Here is a 24680-nt window from a genome sequence, read left to right as displayed (position 1 = left end):
CTTTTGGTCTTTAACTTTTAAGCGCCCCAGGTCTGGCGCAATACGCGCAACCAGTTACCGTGCGAAATCTTGGCCATAAGACTGTCGTCCACACCATGTGATGCAAACGCAGCCAGCAGCCGTGGAAGTCCGGCGCAATCGTTGATCGGTTTCGGAACCAGCGCGCCATCGAAATCAGAGCCCAGTCCAACCCGCGTTTCCCCAAGCCGGTCAATAAGATGGTCGAAGTGTCGCAGTACGATGTCAAGCGTAAAGTCCGCATCCATCTGTCCGTCGGGCCGCAGAAAGGCGCTGGCAAAATTAATGCCTACCATTCCATCGCTGTCACGGATCATATCCAGCTGCCGGTCTGTCAGGTTACGCGAATGCGGCGTGACCGCCCATGCATTTGAATGGGTCGCCACAAGTGGGGCATCGGAAATGCGGGCCACATCATCAAATCCCTTTTCGTTCAGATGCGACAAATCAACAAGTATTTTCAGACTGTTACATTCCTTGACCAGCGCCTTGCCTGCGTCACTCAGGCCCGGACCGATATCGGGGTCTGACGGAAAGCGAAACGGGACACCATGCCCCCAGACAGTATCGCGGCTCCAGACCGGGCCAAGTGATCGCAGCCCGCGCGCGTGATAGCCGTGCAGGACCTCAAAATCGCGGTCAATCGCTTCGGCCCCTTCAATATGGGCAACGGCGGCCATTGCATCACCGGACAGGGCGGCCTGAACCTCGTCGGCAGTGCGACACAGTTGGATTGCGCCCGCCAGTCGCAGATCATCCAGCGCTGCAAATCCACGGTCTGTCCAGTCGCGTGCAACCCTTTCTTCGATCGGTGGGGGCAAAGGCAGATCGTAGGTGGGTTGTTGCATTTCTTCGTCACGCACAGCCTTGTCTGAGGGGCTTGGTACGAAAATTGCAAACATCCCCCCGCCAAAACCGCCCTTAATCGCACGTGGCTTGTCGATATGGCCATCAGCCAGACCGTCTGCGACTCCTTGCGCTGTCACATCACCCCGCAGCAGCCTGAGGAGCAGATCGTTATGGCCGTCAAAAACCGGGTGTTTGGTCATGTTTGTCCCCACTCCATGTCCAAGGTGTCGCGTTCGTTTCCACCTTGCGCCTCAAATCGCTCCGAACGCAAGGCTGGGGGCCCTATGTCTTATGCCAGCTTTGTCGTTACCGTTGACGCACGTTCGAGCGTGCGGTGCACGGGGCATTTGTCTGCAATTTCAAGCAGTTTACTGCGTTGTTCGTCAGACAAATCACCGCTCAGCCGGATCAGCCTGTCAAAATGATCCACCTTGGCACCCGGTTCTGCGGCGTCCTGTGCATGTTCTTTCGCATGTGTGATGTCCACGCTGACCGCGCTGAGGGGCCAACCCTTGCGACGCGCATACATGCGGATGGTCATCGCGGTGCAGGCCCCAAGCCCTGCGGACACAAGACCATAGGGTGTCAGCCCCTTATTCGTGCCCCCGAATTTAACGGGTTCATCTGCCAGGATGTGATGTTGCCCGGACTGGACGTCCTGCAAAAAGCCGCTCGCGTCCGCTTCGGTGACCCGCAGCACGCCTTCGGGGGCGGTGTCATGCGCTTTGGGCTGGGGCAGGTCCATGTAGCGTTTGGACCATGCTGCGATAACATCGGCGGCATATTCCGCGTCGGACGGCCTGCTGACAAGATGGTCTGCGTCGTCGAGTGTGATAAAGCTTTTGGGGTGTTTGGCCGCCAGAAAGATTTGCGAGGCATTTTCGATACCGACTGTTGCGTCCCGTGGGGCGTGCAAGACAAGAAGTGCGGCGTTGAGATCGGTGAGACTGTCAGCCAGGGCGACCTGTGCGATGTCTTCGATAAAGTTTTTGCCGATGCGGAATGGCCGGCCGCCAAGATTTACAGAAGCCACACCTTTGTCGGTTATTTCCTGGATGGCATCCGCGAAGTTGTGCGTCACATGGCCGGGATCAAATGGCGCGCCGATTGTGACGACAGCCTTGACGGTCGGCATGTCGGCGGCGGCCTTGATGACCGCAGCGCCGCCCAATGAATGGCCAACCAAAAGGGAAGGGGCCATGCTACGTTGCGCAAGTTCTGCATAAGCGGCGTGAAGGTCCTGCACATTGGAGGTGAAGTTTGTATTCTCAAACTCACCTTCGGAATGGCCCAGTCCCGTGAAATCAAATCGCAAGACCGCAATTCCCATTGACGCAAGGCGCGCCGCGATACGGCGTGCCGCTGTGATATCCTTGGAGCAGGTAAAGCAATGCGCAAATAGTGCCGTGGCAAGTTGCGGCCCGTCGGGGCGATCAAGGCGTGCGGCAAGTGTTTGTCCATCGTGACCGGGAAACGAGAGTTTTTCGGTGGGCATCTGGCATCGACCTTTCATGATTTTGGGCGCAGTCATGACCTGTCAGGACGCTGCAAACAAGAACCAGCCGATCCGGTCGCGGCAAGTTGAGAGATGTTACCATGATCAAATGGCTTTCCTTCATAATCGCGCTTGTCTTGTGCGTGGGGGTGTTTTCGGGATTTCTGGGCCGTTTCCACCCGTTGGGCGACAGCCTGTCGTTGTTGCGACTGCCGCTTGGGGTGGGTTGCGTGCTGCTGGTGATTGCCAGCCCATCACGGTCGCAACGGCTGGTTTGCGCAATGGCTGCCGTCGCGGCTGGTGTCACGACTGTGCCACTGTTCTTTGCCGGTGCGCCAAATGGCGATTTGACGCTTTACTCAAAGAATGTCTGGTATCGCAACAGCCAGTTGGATGCGTTGGCGCAGGACATGCGCGCAAGCGGCGCTGAAGTGATCACATTGCAAGAGGTATCCCACCGCAACAGGATGTGGCTGACCGGGCTCGCCGATATCTATCCGCACCAACATCTTTGTCGGAACGCAGGGTGGAGCGGAATTGCGGTCCTTTCAAAACACCCGATCCGGAAAACACGATGCTCTTCGCGGAGGGCAGTGGCTGCGGCGCAGATCGCACGCGATGGTCAGGCGATCTGGGTCGTATCGATACATCTGGCATGGGCCTACCCTTATGGGCACGAAACTGCGCTCCAATCGGCTTTGGCGGTGCTTGACGGCCTCACGGGGCCAGTGGTGATTGGCGGCGATTTCAACGTGTTCCCTTGGGCTAGCAGCGTTGGTGCCTTGACGGCGGCAACGGCCACGCAACTGGCAGGGCCCCTGCGTCCGACCTACTGGCTCAAAGGTGTGCCACTGCCGCTGGATCATGCCTATTCACCGGGCGGAGGGCAGGTGACCTATCAACCTGAGCTTGGCTCAGATCATCAAGGGGTATTGGCCAGGCTTCGGATTTTTCCGTGAGGGTGGATGGGTTAAAAACCACCTTACAGTTTGCAACTGCGACACCTAACGCAGCCGCCAAATCATGTGACGCACGATGGGGCCGGGTGCGACAGAGAATGCAGAGTAAGATGGGTTTTAACCCATCCCAGGTCAATCAGTTCAATGGATGGCGCTAGCGCTGCGGCTCAGGTTCCATTGCGATCTGTGATCCATCCTTGTTCAGCATTGATGTGCGTGTGTCTTCAGGCTGCTCGCAGATGGGCAGACCGGTCACGGGGCTGATCCGAATGCCCATGTATCCTTCGATCCCATCGTCGATTACCCAATATTGGCAGCCGTCGGGCGACACCCAGATAGACGCCACGCCATCCCTCAGCGGACCGCCATCAATGCCAGTGTCTGTGACGCTCGTGCTGTTGCTTGGCAAAACCTCGCACCCCGACACAAAAAACACTGTTGCCATCAAGGCGCAGTAGAGGGCACTCTTCTTCATTTCTTTCACTCTTTCCCATCAAACTAACGTCGCTGGACGTCGGTGTAAGACACTTTTTCGTACCCTACAACAATTTCACTAATAGCTTGTTTGGGACCTGAACCATATTTTTGATGAGCTGCCGAACTATGGTCTTGTTTGTAGTGATACGATTTCGAGAGGATTGAGTAAGACCTTGGTGTGCAACAAAAATAAACATCTTTCGTTGCTTTATCTCGCCATATAGCGTGTTTGAAACCACCAATGTTCCCTTCTGCTCAGAAACCGGCCAAAGCTGCCGTCTTGTCACCACATCCGCTTGCGAGGTCAAAAGCGGGCAAAGTCCCCATTCGGACTATTTTCCGCCGGAACGTGGGCGATCTGGAACGCGCACATAAGCCTCATCATTACAATACCGCTTTCAACCGGGCTGCCCCGCCTCATGATGAAATGCGCATTTTCCGAAATAGTGCCGTTACGCCGAACGATATCGCAGGGATCAAGTTGGAACCGGCCTGCTGTGCAAGCCTCCGGGTTTTCCACCCCAATAAGGTGCTTCAACTCCAGATTGATGTCCGCCTCGGTCGGGCTATCGCGCACCGTCGAGTCATGAATAACTTGAGATACATGACCATCTTGGAACAGGTTGAGCCTGTCAAATTAGTTGTCGGGAAATTGGGAAGGGCAGGCAAAGTAAGTCGGTTCTTCGCCCACATCGAACTGGCGAAGTTCTGCCGCAGCGTCAGGAGCGAGGTTTATCTACAATATCCAAGCTATTGGTTTCGCGAGCCAATCCTGCCCGCACCTATCTTTCCCGGCGTTGTCGCGCCACACACGAAGTTAAGAAGCGACATATTGCAGTCCCCCGAAATTCTCACATGTTTTGGCATGCGAAACAGATGGTTGGTTTGTCCGACAGGCAGAAAATCAGGTACCAAGGCCCCGCAGCCTGCTATTTTCGGCGCAAAGGATAGAAGCGGCCCGTCAAGCTGGCAATCTTCGGTCGGATAACAAAAAAGGGTGCCCGGTGGGCACCCTTTGTCGTATTCGTAAAACAGCGCAATCAGCAGCTATAGTAGAGCTTGTATTCCATGGGGTGTGGTGTGTGCTCGTAGGCGTACACTTCCTCCCATTTCAGCTCCATATAACCTTCCAACTGGTCTTTGGTGAAAACATCACCGGCCAACAGGAATTCATGATCTGCTTCCAGAGCTTCCAGAGCTTCCCGCAGTGATCCACAGACTGTCGGGATCGCGGCCAGTTCCTCTGGTGGCAGATCGTAAAGATCCTTGTCCGAAGACGCACCGGGATCGATCTTGTTCTTGATGCCGTCAAGGCCAGCCATCAACAGTGCGGCAAAGCACAGGTACGGGTTTGCCGCCGGATCGGGGAAGCGGGCCTCGACGCGCTTGGCCTTGGGGCTTTCGGCCCATGGAATACGAACACAGCCGGACCGGTTGCGTGCGGAATAGGCGCGCAGTACTGGCGCTTCGAAGCCGGGGATCAGGCGCTTGTAGCTGTTTGTGGATGGGTTCGTAATCGCATTCAGCGCCTTGGCGTGCTTGAGAATGCCGCCGATGAAATACAGTGCTTCATCACTGAGGTCGGCATATTTGTCGCCAGCAAACAGCGGCTTGCCGTCTTTCCAGATCGACATGTTCACGTGCATACCGGTGCCGTTGTCGCCTGCGATGGGCTTGGGCATGAACGTCGCCGACTTGCCGTAGGCTTGCGCGACATTGTGGATCACATACTTGTATTTCTGAAGCTCATCGGCCTGATGGGTCAATGTGCCGAAAATCAGGCCAAGTTCGTGCTGGCAAGACGCCACTTCGTGGTGGTGCTTATCGACTTTCATGCCCATGCGCTTCATGGTGGACAACATTTCAGAGCGCATTTCCTGCGCGTCATCAATCGGGTTCACAGGGAAATAGCCGCCCTTGACACCCGGACGGTGGCCCATGTTGCCCATTTCATATTCAGTGTCCGTGTTCCAAGCGCCGTCGATTGCGTCGACTTGATATGACACTTTGTTCATCGACACCTGAAAGCGCACATCATCAAAGACAAAGAATTCGGCTTCGGGACCAAAATATGCAGTGTCGCCGATGCCGGATGATTTTAGGTATTCCTCGGCCTTGACGGCTGTACCGCGCGGGTCGCGGTCATAGGCTTCCATCGTGTCAGGTTCGACGATGTTACAATGGATACATACAGTCTTTTCCGCATAGAACGGGTCAAGATAGGCGCTTTCGGCCTGTGGCATCAGTTTCATGTCGGACTGGTCAATGGATTTCCAGCCGGCAATGGAAGAGCCGTCAAACATGAAGCCTTCCTCAAGGAAATCTTCGTCAACGAGATCGGCAACAACGGTGACGTGTTGCAGCTTGCCGCGTGGGTCGGTGAAGCGGATATCGACGTAATCGACCTCTTCGTCCTTGATGAGTTTCAGAACAGCTTTGTTGTCCATGTGCTTGGGGTCCTCTGTTAGATATCTTGTTGATTAAAGGGCTTCATCGCCGGTCTCGCCGGTGCGAATGCGAATTGCCTGGTCGATGGTTGATACAAAAATCTTGCCGTCGCCGATCTTGTCGGTTTTTGCGGCACTGATGATTGCCTCGACTGCCGCATCGACCATGTCATCGGCCAGAACGACTTCAATCTTCATCTTTGGCAGGAAATCGACGACATACTCTGCGCCGCGATACAGTTCGGTGTGCCCTTTCTGACGGCCAAATCCCTTGACCTCGATCAATGATAGCCCTTGCACGCCAACTTCCTGCAACGCTTCTTTGACCTCATCAACCTTGAACGGCTTGATGATCGCTTCGATCTTTTTCATCGGCCCGCGACTCCCCTATGTTTCAGCAGTGGTGAGACCATTTCTCTTGCATAGGGACAATTCAAGGCCCTAGCTTCGGTCGTGTCCCGTGCGTGAAAGAACAGTTGTTGCTTAAATTTTAATCATTATGGATTCAAATAAGGCGAAATGAAAACAAAGGATGCCAAAAGGATGACCGAATTGCTGACTGCTGCCCAAATGCGCGCCATTGAGCATGCCGCAATTGACAGCGGCGAGGTCACCGGGCTGGAGCTCATGGAACATGCAGGGCAGGGCGTCTTTCAGGCGATTTTTGCGCAATGGCCGGAGCTTGCGCAGGATGGGGGCCAGCCCCCACACCCCCGGGATATTTCTGGCCATAAGAAGCTGTCCCGCCGCGCCGTTGTCTTATGTGGCCCGGGCAACAACGGTGGCGATGGCTTTGTTGTGGCGCGCCTGCTGGCGCAGGCCGGATGGGCCGTGGATGTGTTTCTTTATGGCGACGCGGACAAGCTGCCACCGGATGCGCGTGTGAATTACGAACGCTGGGGACGCGCGGAGCCATTGACGGATGCGGCGATGGCGTCTGTTTGTGGCGCTTCGCTTGTAGTGGACGCATTATTTGGAACGGGGCTGTCGCGCCCGCTGCGCGGCTTGGGTCGCATATTACGCGATTTGTGCGATTGCGTGGATGCGGGCGCTGGCTTGCACCTTGCAGACCGGGTGCAGCAGGACGCACCACCGGTCGTTGCCGTCGATATGCCAAGTGGTTTATGTGCCGACAGCGGAAGGTCGTTACAGGATGACCCGAGTGATGTCGCGGCGGTCCAGCGCGGCGGTTCGGCTGCAATGGCGGCGGCGGATCTGACTGTTACCTTCCACCGGGCGAAGCTGGGTCACTATCTGGATCAGGGACCGCGCCACTGCGGTCGCATCGTCATTGCGGACATTGGACTGAGAAGAGACTGCAAGCGCGCCACGACGGTCCGTTTGGTTGAGAAATGCATTGGGTTGGGCAAGAGGCAGGGACACAAATACTCTCACGGTCATGCCTTCATTCTGTCCGGAGGTGTTGGCAAAGGTGGTGCTGCGCGACTGGCGGCGCGGGGTGCGCTGCGGGTTGGGGCGGGGGCTGTGACTGTGGGATGCCCGCCTGCGGCCTTGATTGAAAATGCGGCGCAGTTGAATGCTGTTATGTTGCAACCGCTCAAGGATACTGAAGCGCTTGCCGAAATTCTGGCCGACTCCCGCGTCAATGCGCTCTGTGCCGGGCCCGGACTGGGTGTGGGCGACCGCGAAGCAGCGTTGTTGGCGCAGACGTTGCGGGCAGCGCCGCGCGGGCTTGTGTTGGACGCTGATGCGCTCACAATTCTCGCGCGAGAGGAGGCGCTTTTCGCAGGTTTGCTCCCGGATTGCATTCTGACACCGCACGCGGGGGAGTTTGCACGTTTGTTTCCCGACATTGCTGAAAGGCTTGCCGCACCTGCCAACTCTGGCCCGGCGTTCTCCAAAGTGGAGGCAACGCGCGCGGCAGCCGCAAGGGCAGGGTGCGTTGTATTGTTCAAAGGACCCGATACCGTCATCGCAGATCCGTCGGGAAGATGCAGTGTAAATGCATCAGTCTATGCGCGCGCGGCCCCCTGGCTGGCGACCGCAGGGTCCGGTGATGTGCTGGCCGGTTTCATCACAGGATTGGTTGCGCGCGGCTACGGTCCCCATGAGGCGGCTGAAACGGGTGCATGGCTGCATACGGAATGTGCATTGCGTTTCGGTCCGGGGCTCATTGCTGAGGATTTGCCCGATGTTTTGCCGGAGGTCCTGCGCAAACAGGGGACCTAGGCGGCAGCGGGCAGCACGATTTCGACACCGTTTGCATATATGATGCTTTCGTTTTCAAATTGCAGGTCAAAGACCTGCATCAGTCGCCAGGTCGCTTGGGATACAAACTCACCATCTGCAAGGCGCTGCGCGGCGATGTCGGCGCTGTCTGATCCGAAAAGAGCCTGCGCGCGCCAATCACGGACATGAATGCGGGTCGCTGGTGTGACTGTCATATCAACCCCTGGCCGGGTATGGCCGAACGAGCCACCCTTGATCACGATCGGGCGCACCTTGGCCCTGCGCGTTGTTACCCCGGCAAGAACCGCCACACCGGCGCGGGTGATCACCCTGTCACCGGCCATCAGATGTTCGACCGGCAATTCCCCATCAAGTGTCATGATCTCTGTGCCGGGGCATATCCCTGTTTCCGACACATGGATCACATGGAACGGATCGGTGTTTTTCTGAGCGGTCTTACGCATCGGTTATCCTTGGTGGCGCTGTTGTTCGGAGTTGGCCTGACAAACATGGCGACAAAGCGTTAAGGAACGGCTGATTTTATGATGATTTTTCTGCTCGCATCCGCTTGCGTCCTTTGCTAGACAGCGCGCAAACACGGGTCAGGCGACTGCTTGGCCCTATGATCATGCGGGTGTGGCGGAATTGGTAGACGCACCAGATTTAGGTTCTGGCGCCGCAAGGCGTGGGGGTTCAAGTCCCTTCACCCGCACCAAAATATGAACGAAGAAGGATACATGATGCAGGTCACTGAGACCCTGAACGAAGGCCTCAAGCGCGGTTACGCGATCACGGTCACGGCAGCCGAGCTTGACGCCAAAGTCGAGGAAAAGCTGAAAGAGGCCCAGCCTGATGTTGAAATGAAGGGCTTTCGCAAGGGCAAGGTTCCGATGGCACTGCTGCGCAAGCAGTTTGGCCAGCGTCTGATGGGCGAATCGATGCAGGAAGCCATCGACGCTGCCTTGACATCACATCTTGAAGAAACCGGCGACCGCCCGGCGGCCCAGCCCGAGATGAAGATGACCAACGAGGACTGGAAAGAGGGCGACGATGTCGCTGTCGATGTGTCCTACGAAAAGCTGCCTGACATTGCAGAGGTCGCGTTTTCCGAGATCACGCTGGAGCGCATGGTCGTGAAAGCGGATGAGGATTCGGTCAAGGAAGCGCTTGATAACCTTGCCGAGAGCCCGCAGGCCGTGACCTATGAGGCAAAGAAAACCCAAGCCAAGAAGGATGATCAGGTCATTCTGGATTTCGTGGGCAAGGTGGACGGTGAGCCTTTCGAAGGTGGTGCCGCCGAGGATTATCCGCTGGTTCTGGGATCGAACTCTTTCATTCCGGGCTTTGAGGATGGTCTGTTGAAGGTCAAAGCCGGCGACGAAAAAGATGTCGAAGTGACCTTCCCCGAGGATTATCAGGCTGAAAACCTTGCTGGCAAAAAGGCTGTGTTTTCTTGCAAGATCAAGGAAGTCAAAGGCCCCAAAAAGCCCGCGCTGAATGACGAGTTGGCCAAAAAGTTCGGTGCGGACGATCTTGAGGCGCTGAAAACGCAAATCTCTGAGCGTCTTGAGGCTGAATATACGGGTGCGTCCCGCGCGGTCGCCAAACGCGCATTACTTGACGCGCTGGACAAGGAAGTTTCTTTCGATCTGCCGCTGTCACTGGTCGAAGCAGAGGCCAGCCAGATTGCCCACCAACTGTGGCACGAGGAAAACCCCGACGTCGAGGGCCACGATCACCCCACCATCGAGCCGACGGACGAGCACACGCAGCTTGCAGAGCGTCGCGTGAAGCTGGGCCTGTTGTTGGCCGATATCGGTCAGAAGGCCGAAGTCAAAGTGACCGATCAGGAAATGACACAGGCGATTATGAATCAGGCGCGTCAGTATCCCGGTCAGGAACGCCAGTTCTTTGAGTTTGTGCAGCAAAACGCGCAATTCCGTCAGCAGCTTCAGGCACCGTTGTTCGAGGACAAGGTTGTTGATCACATCTTTGAAGCCGCCACAGTGACCGAAAAGGAAGTCAGCAAGGACGACCTGCAAAAGGCTGTTGAGGCGCTTGAAGAAGAGTAAGACCCTGTTGGGTTTATGAGAAAGGGCACCCGCTTGGGTGCCCTTTTTTGTTGTTCATCGGGTGGATGACCCGTGCTTGGCCCTACAGGTTCAGCAAACGCTTGAGTTCTGAAAATGCGTCGTCTGAAAGCTCGCGCCCGTCTGTCAGGGTCGACAGCCGGTCGTTCGCGAGGTCTTGCGCAGCCACGGCGTCATCGCGCGCAGCAAGATATTCATCTGCGGCGGATGTGACGGCACCCTCGTAGCCACCGTCTGGATAAGCCTCTGCAATTTCTTCCGGGCTCAGTCCGATCAGGCGCTGATACTCTGCATAGGCGACATCCTGAATCGCGACAGTTTCAACCAGATTCTGGTGCGCCTCTTTGTATTCGTTGAGCTTGCCGGGCATGCTGCCCGGTGCCGCGTTTGCCAGCGCATTTGGATTGGCGTGCGCCGCATTCAACCCTTTCAGTTCGCGCGCAATATGCCCGCGTCCGTTGTTGCCGTTATTTCCACGTGATGCTTCGCGGGCTTCGCGGCGTGATTGGCGGGCTTCGCTATTCCCACGGCCATTGCCATTGCCACGCGCCTTGCCATTGCCGTTTCCACCACGTTCGGCATATGCAGGCGTGGCAGAGGTAGCGACGAACGTAGCTGCGGCGGTTGAAACCGTCAGTGCGACGCAGGTGATTTTCAGAATTGTCGATGCTTTGAAGTTCATTTCGGTATCTTCCTACTCCTTGGGGCAGCACTTTCTTAGCGGACCGATTGTGAACCTCCGTTGAACAGTTTCCCTCGCGACGCGGCTCATGAGCGGCATGCTGCCGATGGGGCTCTCCCTCTGACATGAGGAAAGGGAAGACAGCATGTGCTGCCGGCGCTCCTGTGACAGGCACTCCGGCAGACAGGACCGATTGACTACATCTCAATCCGGAACAACGCAAAGCCAGTGTCGGACGTTCCTGCGGGCGCGATTTTCATGCCCGCCACGCTGTCCGCGTAGGCAGCGCCTGCGGGCCCGGTTTCAAACATCAGCGAGGTGCCGGGCAGTGGTTTGAACGACCAATTGGCGTCCGCCTTGGGGTCCACAGTGCCCTGATCCACGATATAGCGCACGATCACATCACGGTTCGTGTCCGGCCCCTCAAAGATGATCGTATCACCTGTGCCAGGGAAGCTGCCACCGCCCGATGCCCGGTAATTATTGGTAGCAATTATGAATTCCTGATCCGGATCAATTGGTTGGCCATCATACATCAAGTCGGTGATGCGGTTCGCATCTGCGTTGATCACCGCACCCTCCCGGTCAAACTTTGATGGTTGGCTCAGGTCGATCTGATAGGTGACCCCGTCGATTACATCAAAGTTGTAACTTGGGAAATCGGGGTTCAGCAGGGTCGCATCGGTGGTGCCGGGTGCCACTTGATTGAACATGCCTGCGCTGCGTTCCAGCCAATCCTTGACCTGCGCGCCCGTGACCTTCACCGCGCGCACAGTGTTCGGGTACAAATATAGATCAGCCACGTTCTTGATTGCTACATCGCCAACGGGCACATCGGTGAAATACTCCGGCCCACCACGACCGCCGGCCTTGAACGGGGCTGCGGCCGACAGAATAGGCAGGCCTTCGTATTCTGTGCCAACCATCTGTTCCTTAATATACCATGTCTGCGCGTTTGATACGATCTGGACCGACGGGTCATCCGCAACCAGCGCGAAATAGCTGTGCAGGGGCGCGGCGGTCTTGCCAACGGAGGTGCGCACATACGCGAGTGTCTGTTCGTGGACGTCCTGAACCGATTCCAGCACAGGTGTGAAATCCTCAACCAGAGGGGTGATGCTGCGGTCTTCATTGCGTTTTGAAATCGGTCGGGCCTCGGATGTGTGTGACAGAACCCGCCAGCCACTGCCATCGCGCTCAAGTAGCAAATCGACAAGCCCCATATGGCTGCCCCAGAACCCGCCCATCACACCGGGTTTGCCCCCGATGGTGCCTGCGGCTGTGTCAACACCCGCCCAATCGTCGTAGTTCGAGGAGGGGAAAACAAGATGGCTGTGCCCTGTCAGAATGGCATCTATCCCGTCTATGGCAGCAAGGGGGATTGCCGCATTCTCCATCCCGTCTTCTGCATTTGCGCCGCCTATCCCCGAGTGGCACAGAGCCACGATCAGATCGGCGCCCTGTTCCTTCATCTGGGGCACATAAGCGCGGGCGGATTCAACAATGTCACGGGCCTGCACGTTGCCTGCGAGGTGTTTGCGGTCCCAATTCATGATTTGGGGCGGCACAAAACCGATCAGCCCGATCCGGATCGGATATGTGTTGCCATCCCCGTCGATTATATTGCGTTCAATCATCACATACGGTGGCACCAGCGTTTTGTCGTCTGTCGGGGTCGCCCCCATCTGTGTCACCACATTGGCCGAAACCACGGGGAAGGCGGCCCCGGAAACGGATTTCATCAGGAACGAAATCCCATAATTGAATTCATGGTTCCCGAGAGTGGAGGCATCAAAACCCAGTGTGTTCATGGCCGTGATAACCGGGTGCATATCGCCGTCTTTCATCCCGCGTTCATATGCGATGTAGTCGCCCATCGGGTTACCCTGCAGAAAATCGCCATTGTCCAGCAACAAAGAGTTTGTGGATTCGGCCCGCACCCCCGCGATAATGCTGGCCGTGCGTGACAGACCAACAGTATCGACAGGGCGGTCTGCGTAATAGTCGTAAGGGAAAACATGTACATGCAGGTCGGTCGTTTCCATCAGCCGCAGGTGCGCCTGACCCGTTGCCGCATTGACGGAAAATGGATGCATGGCAACCAGCCCGGCTGACCCCGCGATGAAATGACGACGATTGAGACGTAGTGACATGATAACCCCTTTTGATGAATTCACGGTCAGTAAACAGCCGACGGATGAATGCCACAAGGGGGTTACTACGTGTCTGCCTGAGTCTTTGCGTCGGATTGCGGCGTTGCGCATGGCCTCAGCTCCATGCGTCAACGTCTTGGCAGATTTGATCTGGTCTCGCCTCAAGCAATCGCCAGACACAGCTTTTGCTTCTTATGGCCAGAAATATCCTGGGGGTCCGGGGGCAAAGCCCCCGGCCAATCGGCTTGCAAAGCAAGTCGAGATAGATTTGGTATAGACGGTTCCGCACGCTCTGCTTTTTGGATGTGCGTCATCAAAAAAGGCCGCCCTCAGAAAGGGCGGCCTAATAAATTCATAACATCCAGAGAATCAGTCTTTTGTATTCTCGTCGTCGGATGCGTCTGCGGCAGGTGCCAGTTCTTCGTCGTCCATAGCAGCCGATCCGATATCGTCGAACAGCTCCTGAATTTCGAATTCTGCTGCAGCTTCTTCTTCCGCTGCGAGCTCTGCAATCGATTTGCCTGCCTCTTGCAGTTCTGCTTCTTCAACCGAACGCGCGACGTTCAATGTAATGGTCGCAGTGACTTCAGGGTGCAGATTGACAGATACGTCATGCAGACCCAGTTCCTTGATCGCACCAAGCAGGACGATCTGCTTTTTGTCGACCGAAAAACCGGCTTCGGTCGCTGCATCGGCCGCGTCACGTGTGGTGACGGACCCATAAAGCGAACCGGCGTCAGAGGCAGAGCGAATCACAACGAAATTCTGTCCATCCAGTTTCGCGGCCAGTGCATCGGCTTCTTTCTTTGTTTCAAGATTGCGGGCTTCCATCTGGGCTTTTTCAGCCTCAAAACGCGCCATGTTGGCCGCGTTCACCCGCAGGGCCTTGCCCTGTGGCAGAAGGTAGTTGCGCGCGTAGCCTTCCTTGACGGAAACGACTTCGCCCATCTGACCCAGCTTGGCCACGCGTTCGAGCAGGATGATATCCATGATATGTTCTCCTTACTTTACAGCGTATGGCAGCAGGGCCAGGAACCGGGCACGCTTGATCGCCTGGGCGAGTTTGCGCTGGTTCTTGGACCCGACGGCGGTGATACGGGCCGGAACGATCTTGCCACGCTCAGAGATGTAGCGCTGCAACAGGCGGGTGTCTTTATAGTCGATCTTTGGGGCGTTGTCGCCCTCGAACGGATCGGACTTGCGACGGCGGAAAAATGGTTTGCTTCCCATGATTGTCTATCCTTTTGTGATCAACGATTAGCGGCGTTCGCGGCGGTCGCCACGTTCTTCGCGCTTTTGCATCTGGACCGAGGGGCCTTCTTCATGTGCGTCGACCTTGATGGTCAGCACGCGCATGACGTCTTCGTGAAGGCGCATCAGACGTTCCATTTCCTGCACGGCAGGGGCAGGGGCATCGGTGCGCAGGAAGGCGTAATGCCCTTTGCGGTTCTTGTTGATCTTGTAGGCCATCGTCTTGACGCCCCAATATTCGTTTTCCAGCAACTTGCCGCCATTGTCGGCAAGCACGGTTCCGAAATGTTCGATAAGGCTTTCAGCTTGCGTGTTGGACAAGTCCTGACGCGCAATCATGACATGCTCGTATAGCGGCATGCGTACTCCAGTTCATATCTCGGCGCATTTCAAAGTGCGGGGCATGTGACCTTCTGCACCCCACCCACGAGAGACTGCGCAGTTCATATCTAGTCGCAGAAGGATGCGGCCTTATACAGTCCGCGCGGGTTCACGCAACCCCTTTGCACGTGTCGACCCGGTCACACCGTCGGTTTTCTTAACCTTGCCTTGACCTTGCCCCTTTATAGCCCTGTTTGTCGGGCTTTAAAGGTGAACGACGGTGGCAAGGATTGATGACATGAGCAACGCGAATGTGTCCGTTAATAGAAGGCAGCAGTTGGCGAAGCCTTCGACCTTTTCGGTCGAGGATACCTATTGGGGCTACATAGTGCGTTCTGGACGGGGCCCTTCGCTGGGCGTAATGGCATCTCAGGCCGTTTCATTCTTTTTGGGTGCCTGCTTCCTGACTGCGTGCTTCAGCATCCTTTTGCTACCAACACTGATGTTTGATGGTGACATCGGCGTGTTCCGCGTTGGTGCTGCAACGCTCTTTGGTACGATTGCGATTTATCTGTTGTGGTTTGCAAGCCGCGGGTCGCGGACCGAACTGCACGTTGACAACAGCGTCGGCGAAATCCGTGAGGTGATCTGTAATCGGGCGGGCAAGCCCACAACCATCGGATGCTACGGTTTTGATGCGATTGGCGGGGTCTTTCTGGACTACAACGAAAGGATCGGCATGCACAGCCTTGTCCTGCGGTATCGCAATACGGTTCAAACCGTCCCTGTCGCTGAAGGCACCGAGGCGCAATTGATTGGTTTGCGCGATCGCCTGGGGCAGGATCTGATGGTTGTACCGCAATCGTCGGCCAGCGTCGCCGCCTGAGGACTTCTTGAACAAACAGATTTTCAAAGGCGCGCCCATGCGGAGCGTTTTCTTGTGTCATGAGCGCCCGCAGACTTATGTCGTTTTTTATCACGCGAACAGGTGTCGTGGTTATCCGCGCAAACAGTTCATGTTCACAAAAGCGGAAATGTGTCGCAGGGCCGCACACTATCTTTGAGGGGCGCACCCAAACACGCCTTTCAGGAGATGCCAATGAAGAAATTTTTGATCGCCGCAGCCCTCGTCATCGCAGGGTTCACAACGCAAGCCGCAGCCAGCAGCGCAAACTATGTCCTTGACGCAAGCCATAGCCAAGTTCTCTTTAGCTACAATCACTTGGGCTATTCTACAACTTATGGCCCTTTCTCCGGTATTGAAGGCACAATCAACTTCAATCAGGAAGACCCCGCCGCATCCCGCGTGTCTGTACCCTTTCCAGTTCGTTCGATGTTCACAGGCTGGGAAGAGCGTTTCAACCACTTCATAAGCGATGATTTCTTTGGCGCGGATGAAGATGAAATGGTGATATTCACCTCAACCTCCATCGAAGTGACTGGCGACACCACAGCGTTGAATACATGCGATCTGACACTGAACGGCGCCACAAAGCCCGTTGTGCTTGATGCCAAGATGAACCAGTCAGGCGAACATCCTATGGCGAAAAAGCCTTGGGCCGGGTTCGACGCAACCGCGACCATTCTGCGATCAGATTTTGAAGTCGGTGCGTTCGCACCGTTCGTGAGCGACGAGGTGGCACTGAACATCTCGATCGAGGCAACGGTTGCCGAATAGCACAAACGGAAAATTCGAAACGTAGGCCGCGCCATAACCGGCGCGGTTTTTTCTTGTCTTGCTGCGTGTGGCCGTCAGTGTGATGGCGACGCCAACGCCAACGCCAACGCCAACGCCAACGCCAAACCCCAAGCTTGATTCGTCTGCCATACTCTCCCCGATGTTGAAATCGCGGCGGTCGAGATTGATCGTGCCGTTCAACGTGGCGTTGTTATCGACAAGTATCAGGTCAAAGGGCAGCGCTACGGGTACCGAACTTCCCTTGATGGAAAGCTTCCCGTCTGCGAGAAATCCGGTGTCTGATTTGATGATATCAGCCGTAAAGGTTGCCGTGGGATGTGTCGCAGAAGTCAGTGCCCATCGCCTGATCCGTCACAGACCCAAGTGTCAGCGAATTGATAGTGATGATCGTTGTCACATCACCCACTGTGCCAGTGCCGTCCGGGTCGTAGCGAATAGCAGTCGTCCAGTCATTGAATTGCCCTTCGAGCGTACTGCCAAGTTGCATGACCGAAATCCCGATGGACCCTTCGTTCACCTCCCAGTCAGAGGCGACTCGTTCGAGCGCAGGGCCGGATGGGCCCGTGTCGTGACTGAAAAGTCCGGACGCAATTCCCGCGTTGGTCGCGATGATGTCGATGGCAATGGCCGCCTAAGGTGCCGTTGCCCGGCCCTCGTGCGCGTCTGTGGCCTTCGTTTGCGATTGGCCGAACCACATACGTCGCAAGGTGTTGTCATTGTCGATGACATGATGCTTCAGCGGGCCGGCGACGTGCAGCGGGCTTGTCCCGACCATGATCTTGCTCCAGATCCAGTGAAGTGTGCCGAACAGTTCGGCGGTGGTTTCGCTTTTTCCGACAAAGGACAGGTCTTGCCCCAGCGGGAGCAGGATTGGCGCAAACCCCGATGTGGCGGCATGGTGTATCCGGCCGGTCAGGGGGACGGCGACCAGCGACACATAAAGCAGCCAATGCACCAGATCGGCCAGAAAGGATTCGACCCCGCGTTCAGGGTGCAATCCGCCGGGTTTCGTTTGGGTGATCGCCCAAAGGATGCGGGCCAGTGCCACAAGAAATCTGATCACCCCAAGCGTCTTGTGAAGCGAAAACAACTGGGCCTACAGGGCAAGCTGCGCGTCGGTCTCGTCGGGCAGCCTGTTGGCAATGACCCCAAGCGGGATCACTGTCAGGATGAAAAGGGCGGTGAGCCAGTGAAACGTCTTGGTGATCGTTCCATAACTGGAAGCGGAATTTGCAGCGGGCTTATCCAATCCTCTTGTGGGTTGGTCGAAAGCTGGCACTGATGATTTTGGGCGCCTAGGCAAACGCGCGTTCCTCTGCCGGCAGGGGCTGCGCGTAAATGATCACTGATTGCTTTGCTTGAATGGGGCGCACGGGCAGGGTAAGCCTGCCGCAACAAAAAATATCAGGAGAGTGCCAATGCGCGCATTTGTATTTCCGGGCCAAGGGGCACAGACGATTGGGATGGGCAAGGCACTTGCCGAAGCCTATCCGGCTGCCAAGGCTGTGTTCGACGAGGTCAACGATGCCCTGAACGAGGACTTGTCCGGCCTGATCTGGGACGGCGACATTGAAACACTGACGCTCACCCGCAATGCGCAGCCCGCTTTGATGGCCACATCGCTTGCTGCTGTGCGTGCGCTGGCAACAGAGGGTGTTCATATCCATGATGCATCCTTTGTGGCTGGTCATTCGCTGGGGGAATATTCGGCCTTGGCTGCGGCGGGGGCCTTTTCCGTTGCGGATACAGCCCGCCTGTTGCGCATTCGCGGGACGGCCATGCAAGAGGCGGTTCCGGTGGGTGTTGGTGCCATGGCGGCCTTGTTGGGGCTAGGGTTTGATGATGCGCAGGCCGTCGCGGAAGAAGCCGCGCAGGGAGAAGTGTGTCAGGCCGCAAATGACAATGACCCTAGTCAGGTCGTTGTATCAGGCCATAAGGCGGCGGTGGAACGCGCTTTGGTGATCGCCAAGGAAAAAGGGGCGAAGCGGGCAGTTCTTTTGCCAGTCAGCGCCCCATTTCATTGCGCACTGATGTCCCCCGCTGCGCAAGTGATGGCCGACGCGCTGGCTGATGTCACCATCGCGGAGCCAACGGTTCCGGTCGTCGCCAATGTGCTTGCAGCGGGCGTGACCGACCCCGCAGAGATCAGAAAGCTGCTGATCGCGCAAGTCACTGCATCGGTCCGCTGGCGCGAAAGCGTTGGCTATATGGCCGCAAACGGGGTGACGGAGGTGTTCGAGGTTGGTGCTGGCAAGGCATTGTCGGGTATGATCAAGCGGATTGACCGCGATCTTGCGACAGCTGCGATTGCAACTCCGGACGATGTGGCGGCGGTCGCTACTGCGATAAATACATAAATAAGGGCGGATAAATGTTTGATTTGAATGGAAAGAATGCGCTTGTAACAGGTGCATCTGGCGGAATTGGCGCGGAAATCGCACGGACACTGCACGCGGCGGGGGCCACCGTTGTCTTGTCCGGCACCCGCATTGACCCGCTTCAGGCATTGGCGGATGAACTGGGCGACCGTGCCTATGTCTTGCCTTGTAACCTGAGCGATGCAGAGGCTGTGAGCGCACTACCCAAGCAGGCGGCTGACGTCATTGGGTCTGTGGACATTCTGGTCAACAACGCGGGCATCACCCGTGATAACCTGTTCATGCGGATGTCTGACGATGAATGGTCGTCTGTGCTTGATGTGAACCTGACGTCGACAATGCGCCTGTGCAAGGGTGTGATCCGCGGCATGATGAAGTCCCGCTGGGGCCGAATTGTAAATATTTCGTCGGTTGTTGGTACGACAGGGAACCCAGGGCAGGCGAATTATGCAGCATCCAAGGCGGGTATGGTCGGCATGTCCAAATCGATCGCCTATGAAGTTGCCAGCCGGGGAATCACAGTCAATTGCGTTGCACCCGGTTTCATCACCACTGCGATGACGGACAAGCTGACGGACGACCAAAAAACTGCGATCCTGGGGCAGGTGCCAGCAGGGCGGATGGGCAATGCAGATGAGATTGCAGCAGCAGTCCTGTATCTTGCCAGCCCCGAGGCCGCATATGTCACCGGCACGACTTTGCACGTAAACGGCGGGATGGCGATGATCTAGCACGATAGTCCGAAACCGTTTGCGTTGGTGGAATTCTCTGCTATAGGCCACCCAGATTTGCTTGGCCGCGCGGCGTCAATGACATTGTGCGATTTGGTGAAGTCTTGCTATGGTAGGACAATAAGGCGGGCAGAAGCCCTAGGTTAAATCGGGCGCAGGCCCAAAATACGTGAGGAATTGATATGAGCGACGTTGCAGACCGTGTGCGCAAGATTGTTGTAGAGCACCTGAGTGTTGAAGAAGATAAAGTGACCGAAGCTGCGTCCTTCATTGATGATCTTGGCGCTGACAGCCTTGATACAGTCGAACTGGTCATGGCATTCGAAGAGGAATTCGGCATCGAAATCCCAGACGATGCAGCAGAGACCATTCAGACCTTTGGCGATGCCGTGAAGTTTATCAACGGCGCAGCCTGACAGGCACCAGAATTTTTCAAAGAACGGCGTCCTCGGGGGCGCCGTTTTTACGTAAAGTCATCAATCCTTTTGGAAATGTGACTGTGCACTGCGCGCACGACCTTGGGTTTCGGCCCGCTGCGGAATATGACACCAGCGTAATGGTCATTGCTCCATGCGACGCTGCCTTCGTACCATTCATCGAAAATCTGGACAGCAACCGGTGTTTTAATTGCGATTGATCGATCCAGACTGTGTGCGAACTTGGTTCCGCGGCTGCTGATGTCGTGCAACACACCCTCGATGGTTTCGCCGTCGATCTTCGAGACTGTCTTGTATTGCGCTGGATAACGGCGCGCGCGATGTCGGCGCCCGGCCAGCAACCACCGGGATGCCCAAAAGGCTATATAAGCGGCCCCGGCAGCAAGTATGCCAATGCCAAGTTTCAGAACACCATCAAGAATCGATGTTGTTGCCTCACTGTCCAAATTGATCTGTAAAGATGAAGGCGCACTTACTCTGTCCTGGAGAGTCTTTTTTTCGGTCGCACCCATCTCATCCCCTATCACTTCTTCAAGGGCACTTTTGAAAGCAGTATCGCTGCTGCCTGCTCTGCGAAAATCACCCGGCGACGGAGACGTTGGTTGCGCCACTTCTGTTTCGTCGCAGAGCAAAGAGGGCAGGTAGAATCCAACCAAGAGTAGATTATCCCGCACTTCGGGCGTTCGATAATATTCATATGCAGCGACAGGATCATCACCGTTGAAGGTCTGTAGGGCGAAACGGCTATTGTACAGAAATCTGCGAAAAACCTCCTGAAGTTGCAGACGATCTGGCCCCCCGATCGCGTCAATTACGGTCCGATCAGCCAATAAATCAAGGCGTTTGCGCAGCAACCTGACGTACTGTGGGAGTGATGGCGTGTCTTTTGCCGCAGCTATTTGCATCTGAGCCTGGTGGAGTATCCGCACCTGTGTGAATAGATAGCAAGCGTCGTAGGCCGCAGCCGTTGGCAGCGAAAGGCAAGCCCAGCAAGACAGGGCAAGGATCAGTTTTTTGCTACGACGCATCATTAGCAAAAATATAGACAGGATGTCCTAAAATCTTATTGCGCTTCGCGTATCCTATGATGGATATTTCTTGGGCTGGCCTGCAACAGCCTGCCGCTTCCAAATGGAAAATGTTCTTTTGAAAACGATCATTATTCCTGTTAGCCGCCCGTGCGTGACCGCAGGTTTTTCCAGAGCTTCGCCCCGCCAAATGTGCCCAAAGTCGCCGCAGCCAGCAAAAGTAGATTAATTAGTGTCAGCTTCTCGATCAGAGCTTCCCGTCGCGCGGCGCCAAAATCTTCCGGGTCAGTTTCGGGTAGCTTGGCGGCTTTTGTTTCCGCAGCGCTGCAACGCAGTTCATTCAGATAGTCCCCAATATTGCGCAAATTGCGCAGCACGCCTCTGACTTGCAAGTGACGCTGGGCCGTGTCCGGTTCGTCGATACTGATACGGTTCACCAACCGGCGCGCATTGAACGTGAAGCGGAGAAATGTTGCGCCGCGGCGCGAAAGTTCATGTGAATCAATTGCTTCAATCAGCATACTGTCGTTGATTTTTTCTGAGTGCCCCCGGATCAGCCGAATTTCCGAGATATACGACGGTGTCTGCGGATTGAGAATCAGCCGTTGTTGTGCCGCGTACATTTCATCAATCATGCCGACCACACGGCAATTTGCCTGCGCTGACCCTGCTGCCGCACCTGCAAAGACCACACAGAGCAGCAGGCACAATAGCGCCCGGCGCAAGATATCAGGAGCCCTTCTCATGCGCGCGATCATAGTGAAAGGGTATTAACCGCTGGCTAAGGCGCGCCGCGCAGACAACCGCCTGTTCGCGCTGCGCGAAACGCGGTCCTTTGCTTAGGGTCAGGACCCATTGATCCTTTGCATGATGCTGGGGTATGTTCCGGTGAAATTACCCCAAGAGGTGAGGGCAGAATATGCGTCGTGTAGTCGTAACAGGCTTGGGGTTGGTTACTCCCCTTGCAGATGGTGTCGAAGAAACTTGGAGTCGTCTGCTGGACGGCGAGTCGGGTGCGGGAACGATCTCGCGGTTTGACCCCAGCCGTTTGACAACGCAGTATGCCTGCGAGGTGCCGTTTGGTGACGGAAGTGATGGCACCTTCAATGCCGATAAATACATGGAGCCCAAAGATCAGCGCAAGGTCGATACCTTTATCCTGTTCGGGATGGCCGCTGCTGAGCAGGCGATTAAGGACGCAGGTTGGGAACCGACTGACCGGGAAAGCCTTGAGCGGACCGGTGTCATGATGGGCTCTGGCATCGGTGGTTTGAACTCTATTGCCAACACCGCAGTCATGATGGCCGAAAAAGGCCCGCGCCGCGTATCCCCTTTCTTTGTTCCCGGGGCTTTGATCAATCTGATTTCGGGGCAGGTGTCCATCAAGTACGGGTTCAAAGGACCCAACCACGCTGTTGTAACGGCATGTTCGACTGGTGCGCATGCGATTGGCGATGCGTCGCGCCTGATTCAGTTCGGCGATGCTGATGTGATGGTTGCAGGCGGCGCGGAAGCGGCGATTTGCGAATTGGGTATTGCTGGCTTCAACGCCTGCAAAGCGCTGAGCACCAAGCACAATGACAACCCGAAAATCGCGAGCCGCCCATGGGATCAGGACCGTGACGGGTTTGTCATGGGTGAGGGGGCAGGTATGGTTGTTCTGGAAGAATATGAGCATGCCAAGGCACGCGGCGCACGCATTTATGCTGAAGTGCTTGGTTACGGGCTGAGCGGTGACGCGCACCACATTACCGCCCCTCCACCTGATCATGAAGGTGCAGAGCGGGCCATGCGGGCGGCCTGCCGTAACGCCAAGATTGAACCGGGCCAGATTGATTATGTAAATGCGCATGGTACGTCAACTATGGCGGACACGATTGAGTTGAGCGCGGTTGAACGCCTGCTTGGCGATGCCGCGTCGAAACTGACGATGTCCTCGACCAAATCGGCTACAGGCCATCTGCTGGGCGCTGCTGGCGCGATCGAGGCGATCTTTACGATCCTCGCAATCCGCGATCAGGTCGCACCGCCGACGATCAACCTTGATAATCCGGCAGTTGAAACCGTGGTTGACCTTTGTGCGAACGCCAAACGCGCGTGCAAGATTGATGTCGCGCTGTCCAACTCTTTTGGGTTTGGCGGAACGAATGCCAGTGTTGTCTTTGGAAAGGCTGACTAATGTGGCGCCATGTGGCCGCGAACGGTCTGACATTTCTGATCGTTGCCCTTTTCCTTTTGGTGGGAGTCGTCAGTTGGGGGGCAGGGCAATACCGTGCTCCTGGTCCATTGGCTGAAGCGATATGCTTTGAGGTTCCCCAAGGCGCGAACATGCGCCGTGTGGCGCAGGACCTTGAGGCGATGAATGCGGTGAGTTCTCCGGTTTTGTTCCGAATGGGGGCTGATTATTCTGACAAATCGGGTTTGCTGAAAGCTGGCAGTTTTCGTGTGCCCGAAGGCGCGTCGATGGAAAGCATCGTCGACATTGTGACCCGCGGTGGCCGGAGTACCTGCGGCACGGAAGTAATTTATCGCATCGGGATCAACCGTACCACGGTGGACGTCAGAGAGCTTGACCCGGTATCCAACCAGTTTGTCGAGGTCGCGAGTTTTGACAAGGATGAGGACGCGGCGCCGGAAGGTTATCTGTCGGTGAAAGACGAGATAGGCACCAGTTTTCAGGTGATCGTGGCCGAAGGAGCGACCAGCTGGCAAATTACTGATGCGCTAGGCAAGATTGACGTGCTGGAGGCCGATACGACCGAAGTCCCGCCTGAAGGGTTTCTGGCCCCCAAGAGCTACCCCATCACGCGCGGTGATACGGTATCCGGTGTGCTGGATGACATGGTCGCGGAACAAGAGGCGATCATGGCTGAGCTATGGCCAAATCGCGTGAACGATTTGCCGATCAACAGCCCCGAAGAGGCGTTGATCCTTGCCAGTATCATTGAAAAAGAGACTGGTGTGGCCGAAGAACGGCGGCAAGTGGCAAGCGTTTTTGTGAATCGTTTGAACCAAGGTATGCGTTTGCAGACTGACCCCACGGTCATTTATGGAATCACGCAAGGCGAGGGTGTTCTGGGGCGTGGTTTGCGGCAAAGCGAATTGCGTGGGGAAACCCCTTGGAACACCTATGTGATCGAAGGTTTGCCGCCAACGCCAATCGCCAACCCGGGCCGTGCGAGCATTGAAGCAGCCCTTAACCCTGACACGACAGAGTATATTTTCTTTGTCGCTGATGGTACCGGTGGCCACGCGTTTGCGACGAATTTAGACGACCATAATCAGAATGTTGCACGCTGGCGTGCCATCGAAGCAGAACGTGCTGATGGGGGCTGACTCTCCCGGGGCGGTTACTGAAAAGTAAACGTGGAGCGCGGGCTACAACCTTGGAGTGATTGACTTTTTTGCCTCTTTTGGGGTAGTTTGGTGAAGCTAGAAGGCAGATGTGTCCTGCCTCTCGACTGCGACGGAAGAC

Annotated in this window: 28 protein-coding genes and 1 tRNA gene; 11 read left to right on the top strand and 18 right to left on the bottom strand. The window is 56.1% G+C overall.

Features of this window, described 5'->3' with window-relative positions; all coding sequences use genetic code 11:
• Window positions 1-17 precede the first annotated feature (17 nt).
• Window positions 18-1067 carry a dipeptidase gene (locus C8N45_RS14835; protein WP_108387038.1) on the bottom strand — a complete coding sequence of 350 codons (1050 nt, stop codon included), beginning with the start codon at window positions 1065-1067 and terminating at the stop codon, window positions 18-20.
• An 89-nt stretch (window positions 1068-1156) separates the two neighbouring features.
• A complete protein-coding gene (locus C8N45_RS14830) occupies window positions 1157-2362 on the bottom strand; it encodes a bifunctional alpha/beta hydrolase/OsmC family protein (RefSeq protein ID WP_108387141.1) in 1206 nt (401 codons plus the stop codon).
• 101 nt (window positions 2363-2463) lie between these two features.
• Here C8N45_RS14830 and C8N45_RS14825 point away from each other — a divergent pair, with 101 nt between their 5' ends.
• Window positions 2464-3321, top strand: coding sequence for an endonuclease/exonuclease/phosphatase family protein (locus C8N45_RS14825; protein ID WP_108387037.1), 858 nt, complete (start codon window positions 2464-2466; stop codon window positions 3319-3321).
• Window positions 3322-3475: 154 nt separating this feature from the next.
• On the opposite strand, the gene C8N45_RS14820 is transcribed toward C8N45_RS14825, so the two are convergent.
• From C8N45_RS14820 to C8N45_RS14805, 4 genes are all read right to left on the bottom strand, one after another.
• The gene (locus C8N45_RS14820) at window positions 3476-3796 is read right to left on the bottom strand and encodes a hypothetical protein (RefSeq protein WP_108387036.1); all 321 of its coding nucleotides are present in this window, start codon (window positions 3794-3796) and stop codon (window positions 3476-3478) included.
• A gap of 306 nt (window positions 3797-4102) precedes the next feature.
• A complete protein-coding gene (locus C8N45_RS23010) occupies window positions 4103-4375 on the bottom strand; it encodes a hypothetical protein (RefSeq protein ID WP_133175991.1) in 273 nt (90 codons plus the stop codon).
• A gap of 463 nt (window positions 4376-4838) precedes the next feature.
• Window positions 4839-6245, bottom strand: a complete 1407-nt coding sequence (glnA, locus tag C8N45_RS14810; protein ID WP_108387034.1) for a type I glutamate--ammonia ligase — start codon at window positions 6243-6245, stop codon at window positions 4839-4841.
• Between the two features lie 33 nt (window positions 6246-6278).
• The gene (locus tag C8N45_RS14805) at window positions 6279-6617 is read right to left on the bottom strand and encodes a P-II family nitrogen regulator (protein ID WP_108387033.1); all 339 of its coding nucleotides are present in this window, start codon (window positions 6615-6617) and stop codon (window positions 6279-6281) included.
• A gap of 171 nt (window positions 6618-6788) precedes the next feature.
• On the opposite strand from C8N45_RS14805, the gene C8N45_RS14800 reads away from it, so the two are divergent.
• The gene (locus C8N45_RS14800; protein ID WP_108387140.1) at window positions 6789-8435 is read left to right on the top strand and encodes an NAD(P)H-hydrate dehydratase; all 1647 of its coding nucleotides are present in this window, start codon (window positions 6789-6791) and stop codon (window positions 8433-8435) included.
• On the opposite strand, the gene C8N45_RS14795 is transcribed toward C8N45_RS14800, so the two are convergent.
• The gene (locus C8N45_RS14795) at window positions 8432-8899 is read right to left on the bottom strand and encodes a Hint domain-containing protein (protein ID WP_108387032.1); all 468 of its coding nucleotides are present in this window, start codon (window positions 8897-8899) and stop codon (window positions 8432-8434) included. The genes C8N45_RS14800 and C8N45_RS14795 overlap by 4 nt on opposite strands.
• A gap of 166 nt (window positions 8900-9065) precedes the next feature.
• On the opposite strand from C8N45_RS14795, the gene C8N45_RS14790 reads away from it, so the two are divergent.
• Both C8N45_RS14790 and tig read left to right on the top strand, forming a co-directional pair.
• A tRNA-Leu gene (locus C8N45_RS14790) sits at window positions 9066-9150 on the top strand.
• Between the two features lie 25 nt (window positions 9151-9175).
• Window positions 9176-10507, top strand: coding sequence for a trigger factor (gene tig, locus C8N45_RS14785; protein ID WP_108387139.1), 1332 nt, complete (start codon window positions 9176-9178; stop codon window positions 10505-10507).
• Window positions 10508-10589: 82 nt separating this feature from the next.
• Here the strand turns inward: tig and C8N45_RS14780 are convergent, their stop codons facing one another.
• The 5 genes from C8N45_RS14780 to rpsF form a co-directional block, all read right to left on the bottom strand.
• Entirely contained in the window at window positions 10590-11207 is a 618-nt protein-coding gene (locus C8N45_RS14780; RefSeq protein WP_108387031.1) for a hypothetical protein, read from the bottom strand.
• Between the two features lie 197 nt (window positions 11208-11404).
• Window positions 11405-13360, bottom strand: coding sequence for a bifunctional 2',3'-cyclic-nucleotide 2'-phosphodiesterase/3'-nucleotidase (locus tag C8N45_RS14775; protein ID WP_108387030.1), 1956 nt, complete (start codon window positions 13358-13360; stop codon window positions 11405-11407).
• Between the two features lie 369 nt (window positions 13361-13729).
• The gene (gene rplI, locus C8N45_RS14770) at window positions 13730-14350 is read right to left on the bottom strand and encodes a 50S ribosomal protein L9 (protein WP_108387029.1); all 621 of its coding nucleotides are present in this window, start codon (window positions 14348-14350) and stop codon (window positions 13730-13732) included.
• A gap of 12 nt (window positions 14351-14362) precedes the next feature.
• The gene (gene rpsR, locus C8N45_RS14765; RefSeq protein ID WP_108387028.1) at window positions 14363-14590 is read right to left on the bottom strand and encodes a 30S ribosomal protein S18; all 228 of its coding nucleotides are present in this window, start codon (window positions 14588-14590) and stop codon (window positions 14363-14365) included.
• A 27-nt stretch (window positions 14591-14617) separates the two neighbouring features.
• Window positions 14618-14971, bottom strand: coding sequence for a 30S ribosomal protein S6 (gene rpsF, locus C8N45_RS14760; protein WP_108387027.1), 354 nt, complete (start codon window positions 14969-14971; stop codon window positions 14618-14620).
• A 259-nt stretch (window positions 14972-15230) separates the two neighbouring features.
• On the opposite strand from rpsF, the gene C8N45_RS14755 reads away from it, so the two are divergent.
• Window positions 15231-15818 carry a hypothetical protein gene (locus tag C8N45_RS14755; protein WP_133175990.1) on the top strand — a complete coding sequence of 196 codons (588 nt, stop codon included), beginning with the start codon at window positions 15231-15233 and terminating at the stop codon, window positions 15816-15818.
• 213 nt (window positions 15819-16031) lie between these two features.
• Window positions 16032-16610, top strand: coding sequence for a YceI family protein (locus C8N45_RS14750; RefSeq protein WP_108387138.1), 579 nt, complete (start codon window positions 16032-16034; stop codon window positions 16608-16610).
• Here C8N45_RS14750 and C8N45_RS24040 read toward each other — a convergent pair.
• The 4 genes from C8N45_RS24040 to C8N45_RS24025 form a co-directional block, all read right to left on the bottom strand.
• Window positions 16524-16919, bottom strand: coding sequence for a YceI family protein (locus tag C8N45_RS24040; protein ID WP_309499054.1), 396 nt, complete (start codon window positions 16917-16919; stop codon window positions 16524-16526). The genes C8N45_RS14750 and C8N45_RS24040 overlap by 87 nt on opposite strands.
• A gap of 4 nt (window positions 16920-16923) precedes the next feature.
• On the bottom strand, window positions 16924-17118 hold the full coding sequence (locus C8N45_RS24035) for a hypothetical protein (RefSeq protein WP_309499026.1): 195 nt from the start codon (window positions 17116-17118) through the stop codon (window positions 16924-16926).
• A 144-nt stretch (window positions 17119-17262) separates the two neighbouring features.
• Window positions 17263-17694 carry a cytochrome b gene (locus C8N45_RS24030; protein ID WP_309499024.1) on the bottom strand — a complete coding sequence of 144 codons (432 nt, stop codon included), beginning with the start codon at window positions 17692-17694 and terminating at the stop codon, window positions 17263-17265.
• Between the two features lie 33 nt (window positions 17695-17727).
• Window positions 17728-17880, bottom strand: a complete 153-nt coding sequence (locus C8N45_RS24025; protein ID WP_309499022.1) for a hypothetical protein — start codon at window positions 17878-17880, stop codon at window positions 17728-17730.
• A gap of 169 nt (window positions 17881-18049) precedes the next feature.
• Between C8N45_RS24025 and fabD the strand changes: the two genes are divergently transcribed.
• The 3 genes from fabD to C8N45_RS14730 all read left to right on the top strand — a co-directional run bounded on the left by fabD (window position 18050) and on the right by C8N45_RS14730 (window position 20156).
• Window positions 18050-18988, top strand: coding sequence for an ACP S-malonyltransferase (gene fabD / locus C8N45_RS14740; protein WP_108387025.1), 939 nt, complete (start codon window positions 18050-18052; stop codon window positions 18986-18988).
• A gap of 14 nt (window positions 18989-19002) precedes the next feature.
• The gene (fabG, locus tag C8N45_RS14735; RefSeq protein WP_108387024.1) at window positions 19003-19740 is read left to right on the top strand and encodes a 3-oxoacyl-[acyl-carrier-protein] reductase; all 738 of its coding nucleotides are present in this window, start codon (window positions 19003-19005) and stop codon (window positions 19738-19740) included.
• A gap of 182 nt (window positions 19741-19922) precedes the next feature.
• Complete coding sequence (locus tag C8N45_RS14730; protein ID WP_108387023.1) at window positions 19923-20156, top strand: acyl carrier protein; 234 nt, start codon at window positions 19923-19925, stop codon at window positions 20154-20156.
• 47 nt (window positions 20157-20203) lie between these two features.
• Here C8N45_RS14730 and C8N45_RS14725 read toward each other — a convergent pair whose 3' ends face one another.
• Both C8N45_RS14725 and C8N45_RS14720 read right to left on the bottom strand, forming a co-directional pair.
• Window positions 20204-21082 (bottom strand): hypothetical protein, encoded by an 879-nt coding sequence (locus tag C8N45_RS14725; RefSeq protein ID WP_133175989.1) that lies wholly within the window; start codon window positions 21080-21082, stop codon window positions 20204-20206.
• 263 nt (window positions 21083-21345) lie between these two features.
• A complete protein-coding gene (locus C8N45_RS14720; RefSeq protein WP_133175988.1) occupies window positions 21346-21840 on the bottom strand; it encodes a hypothetical protein in 495 nt (164 codons plus the stop codon).
• Between the two features lie 284 nt (window positions 21841-22124).
• Here C8N45_RS14720 and fabF point away from each other — a divergent pair, with 284 nt between their 5' ends.
• Complete coding sequence (gene fabF / locus C8N45_RS14715) at window positions 22125-23384, top strand: beta-ketoacyl-ACP synthase II (protein ID WP_108387020.1); 1260 nt, start codon at window positions 22125-22127, stop codon at window positions 23382-23384.
• Window positions 23384-24541, top strand: coding sequence for an endolytic transglycosylase MltG (gene mltG / locus C8N45_RS14710; protein WP_108387019.1), 1158 nt, complete (start codon window positions 23384-23386; stop codon window positions 24539-24541). Before fabF ends, mltG begins: the two co-directional genes overlap by 1 nt.
• Window positions 24542-24680: the final 139 nt, after the last annotated feature.

The organism is Yoonia sediminilitoris (assembly GCF_003058085.1).
Taxonomy (GTDB): Bacteria; Pseudomonadota; Alphaproteobacteria; order Rhodobacterales; family Rhodobacteraceae; genus Yoonia; species Yoonia sediminilitoris.
This window is presented reverse-complemented; position numbering and strand designations above follow the sequence as displayed.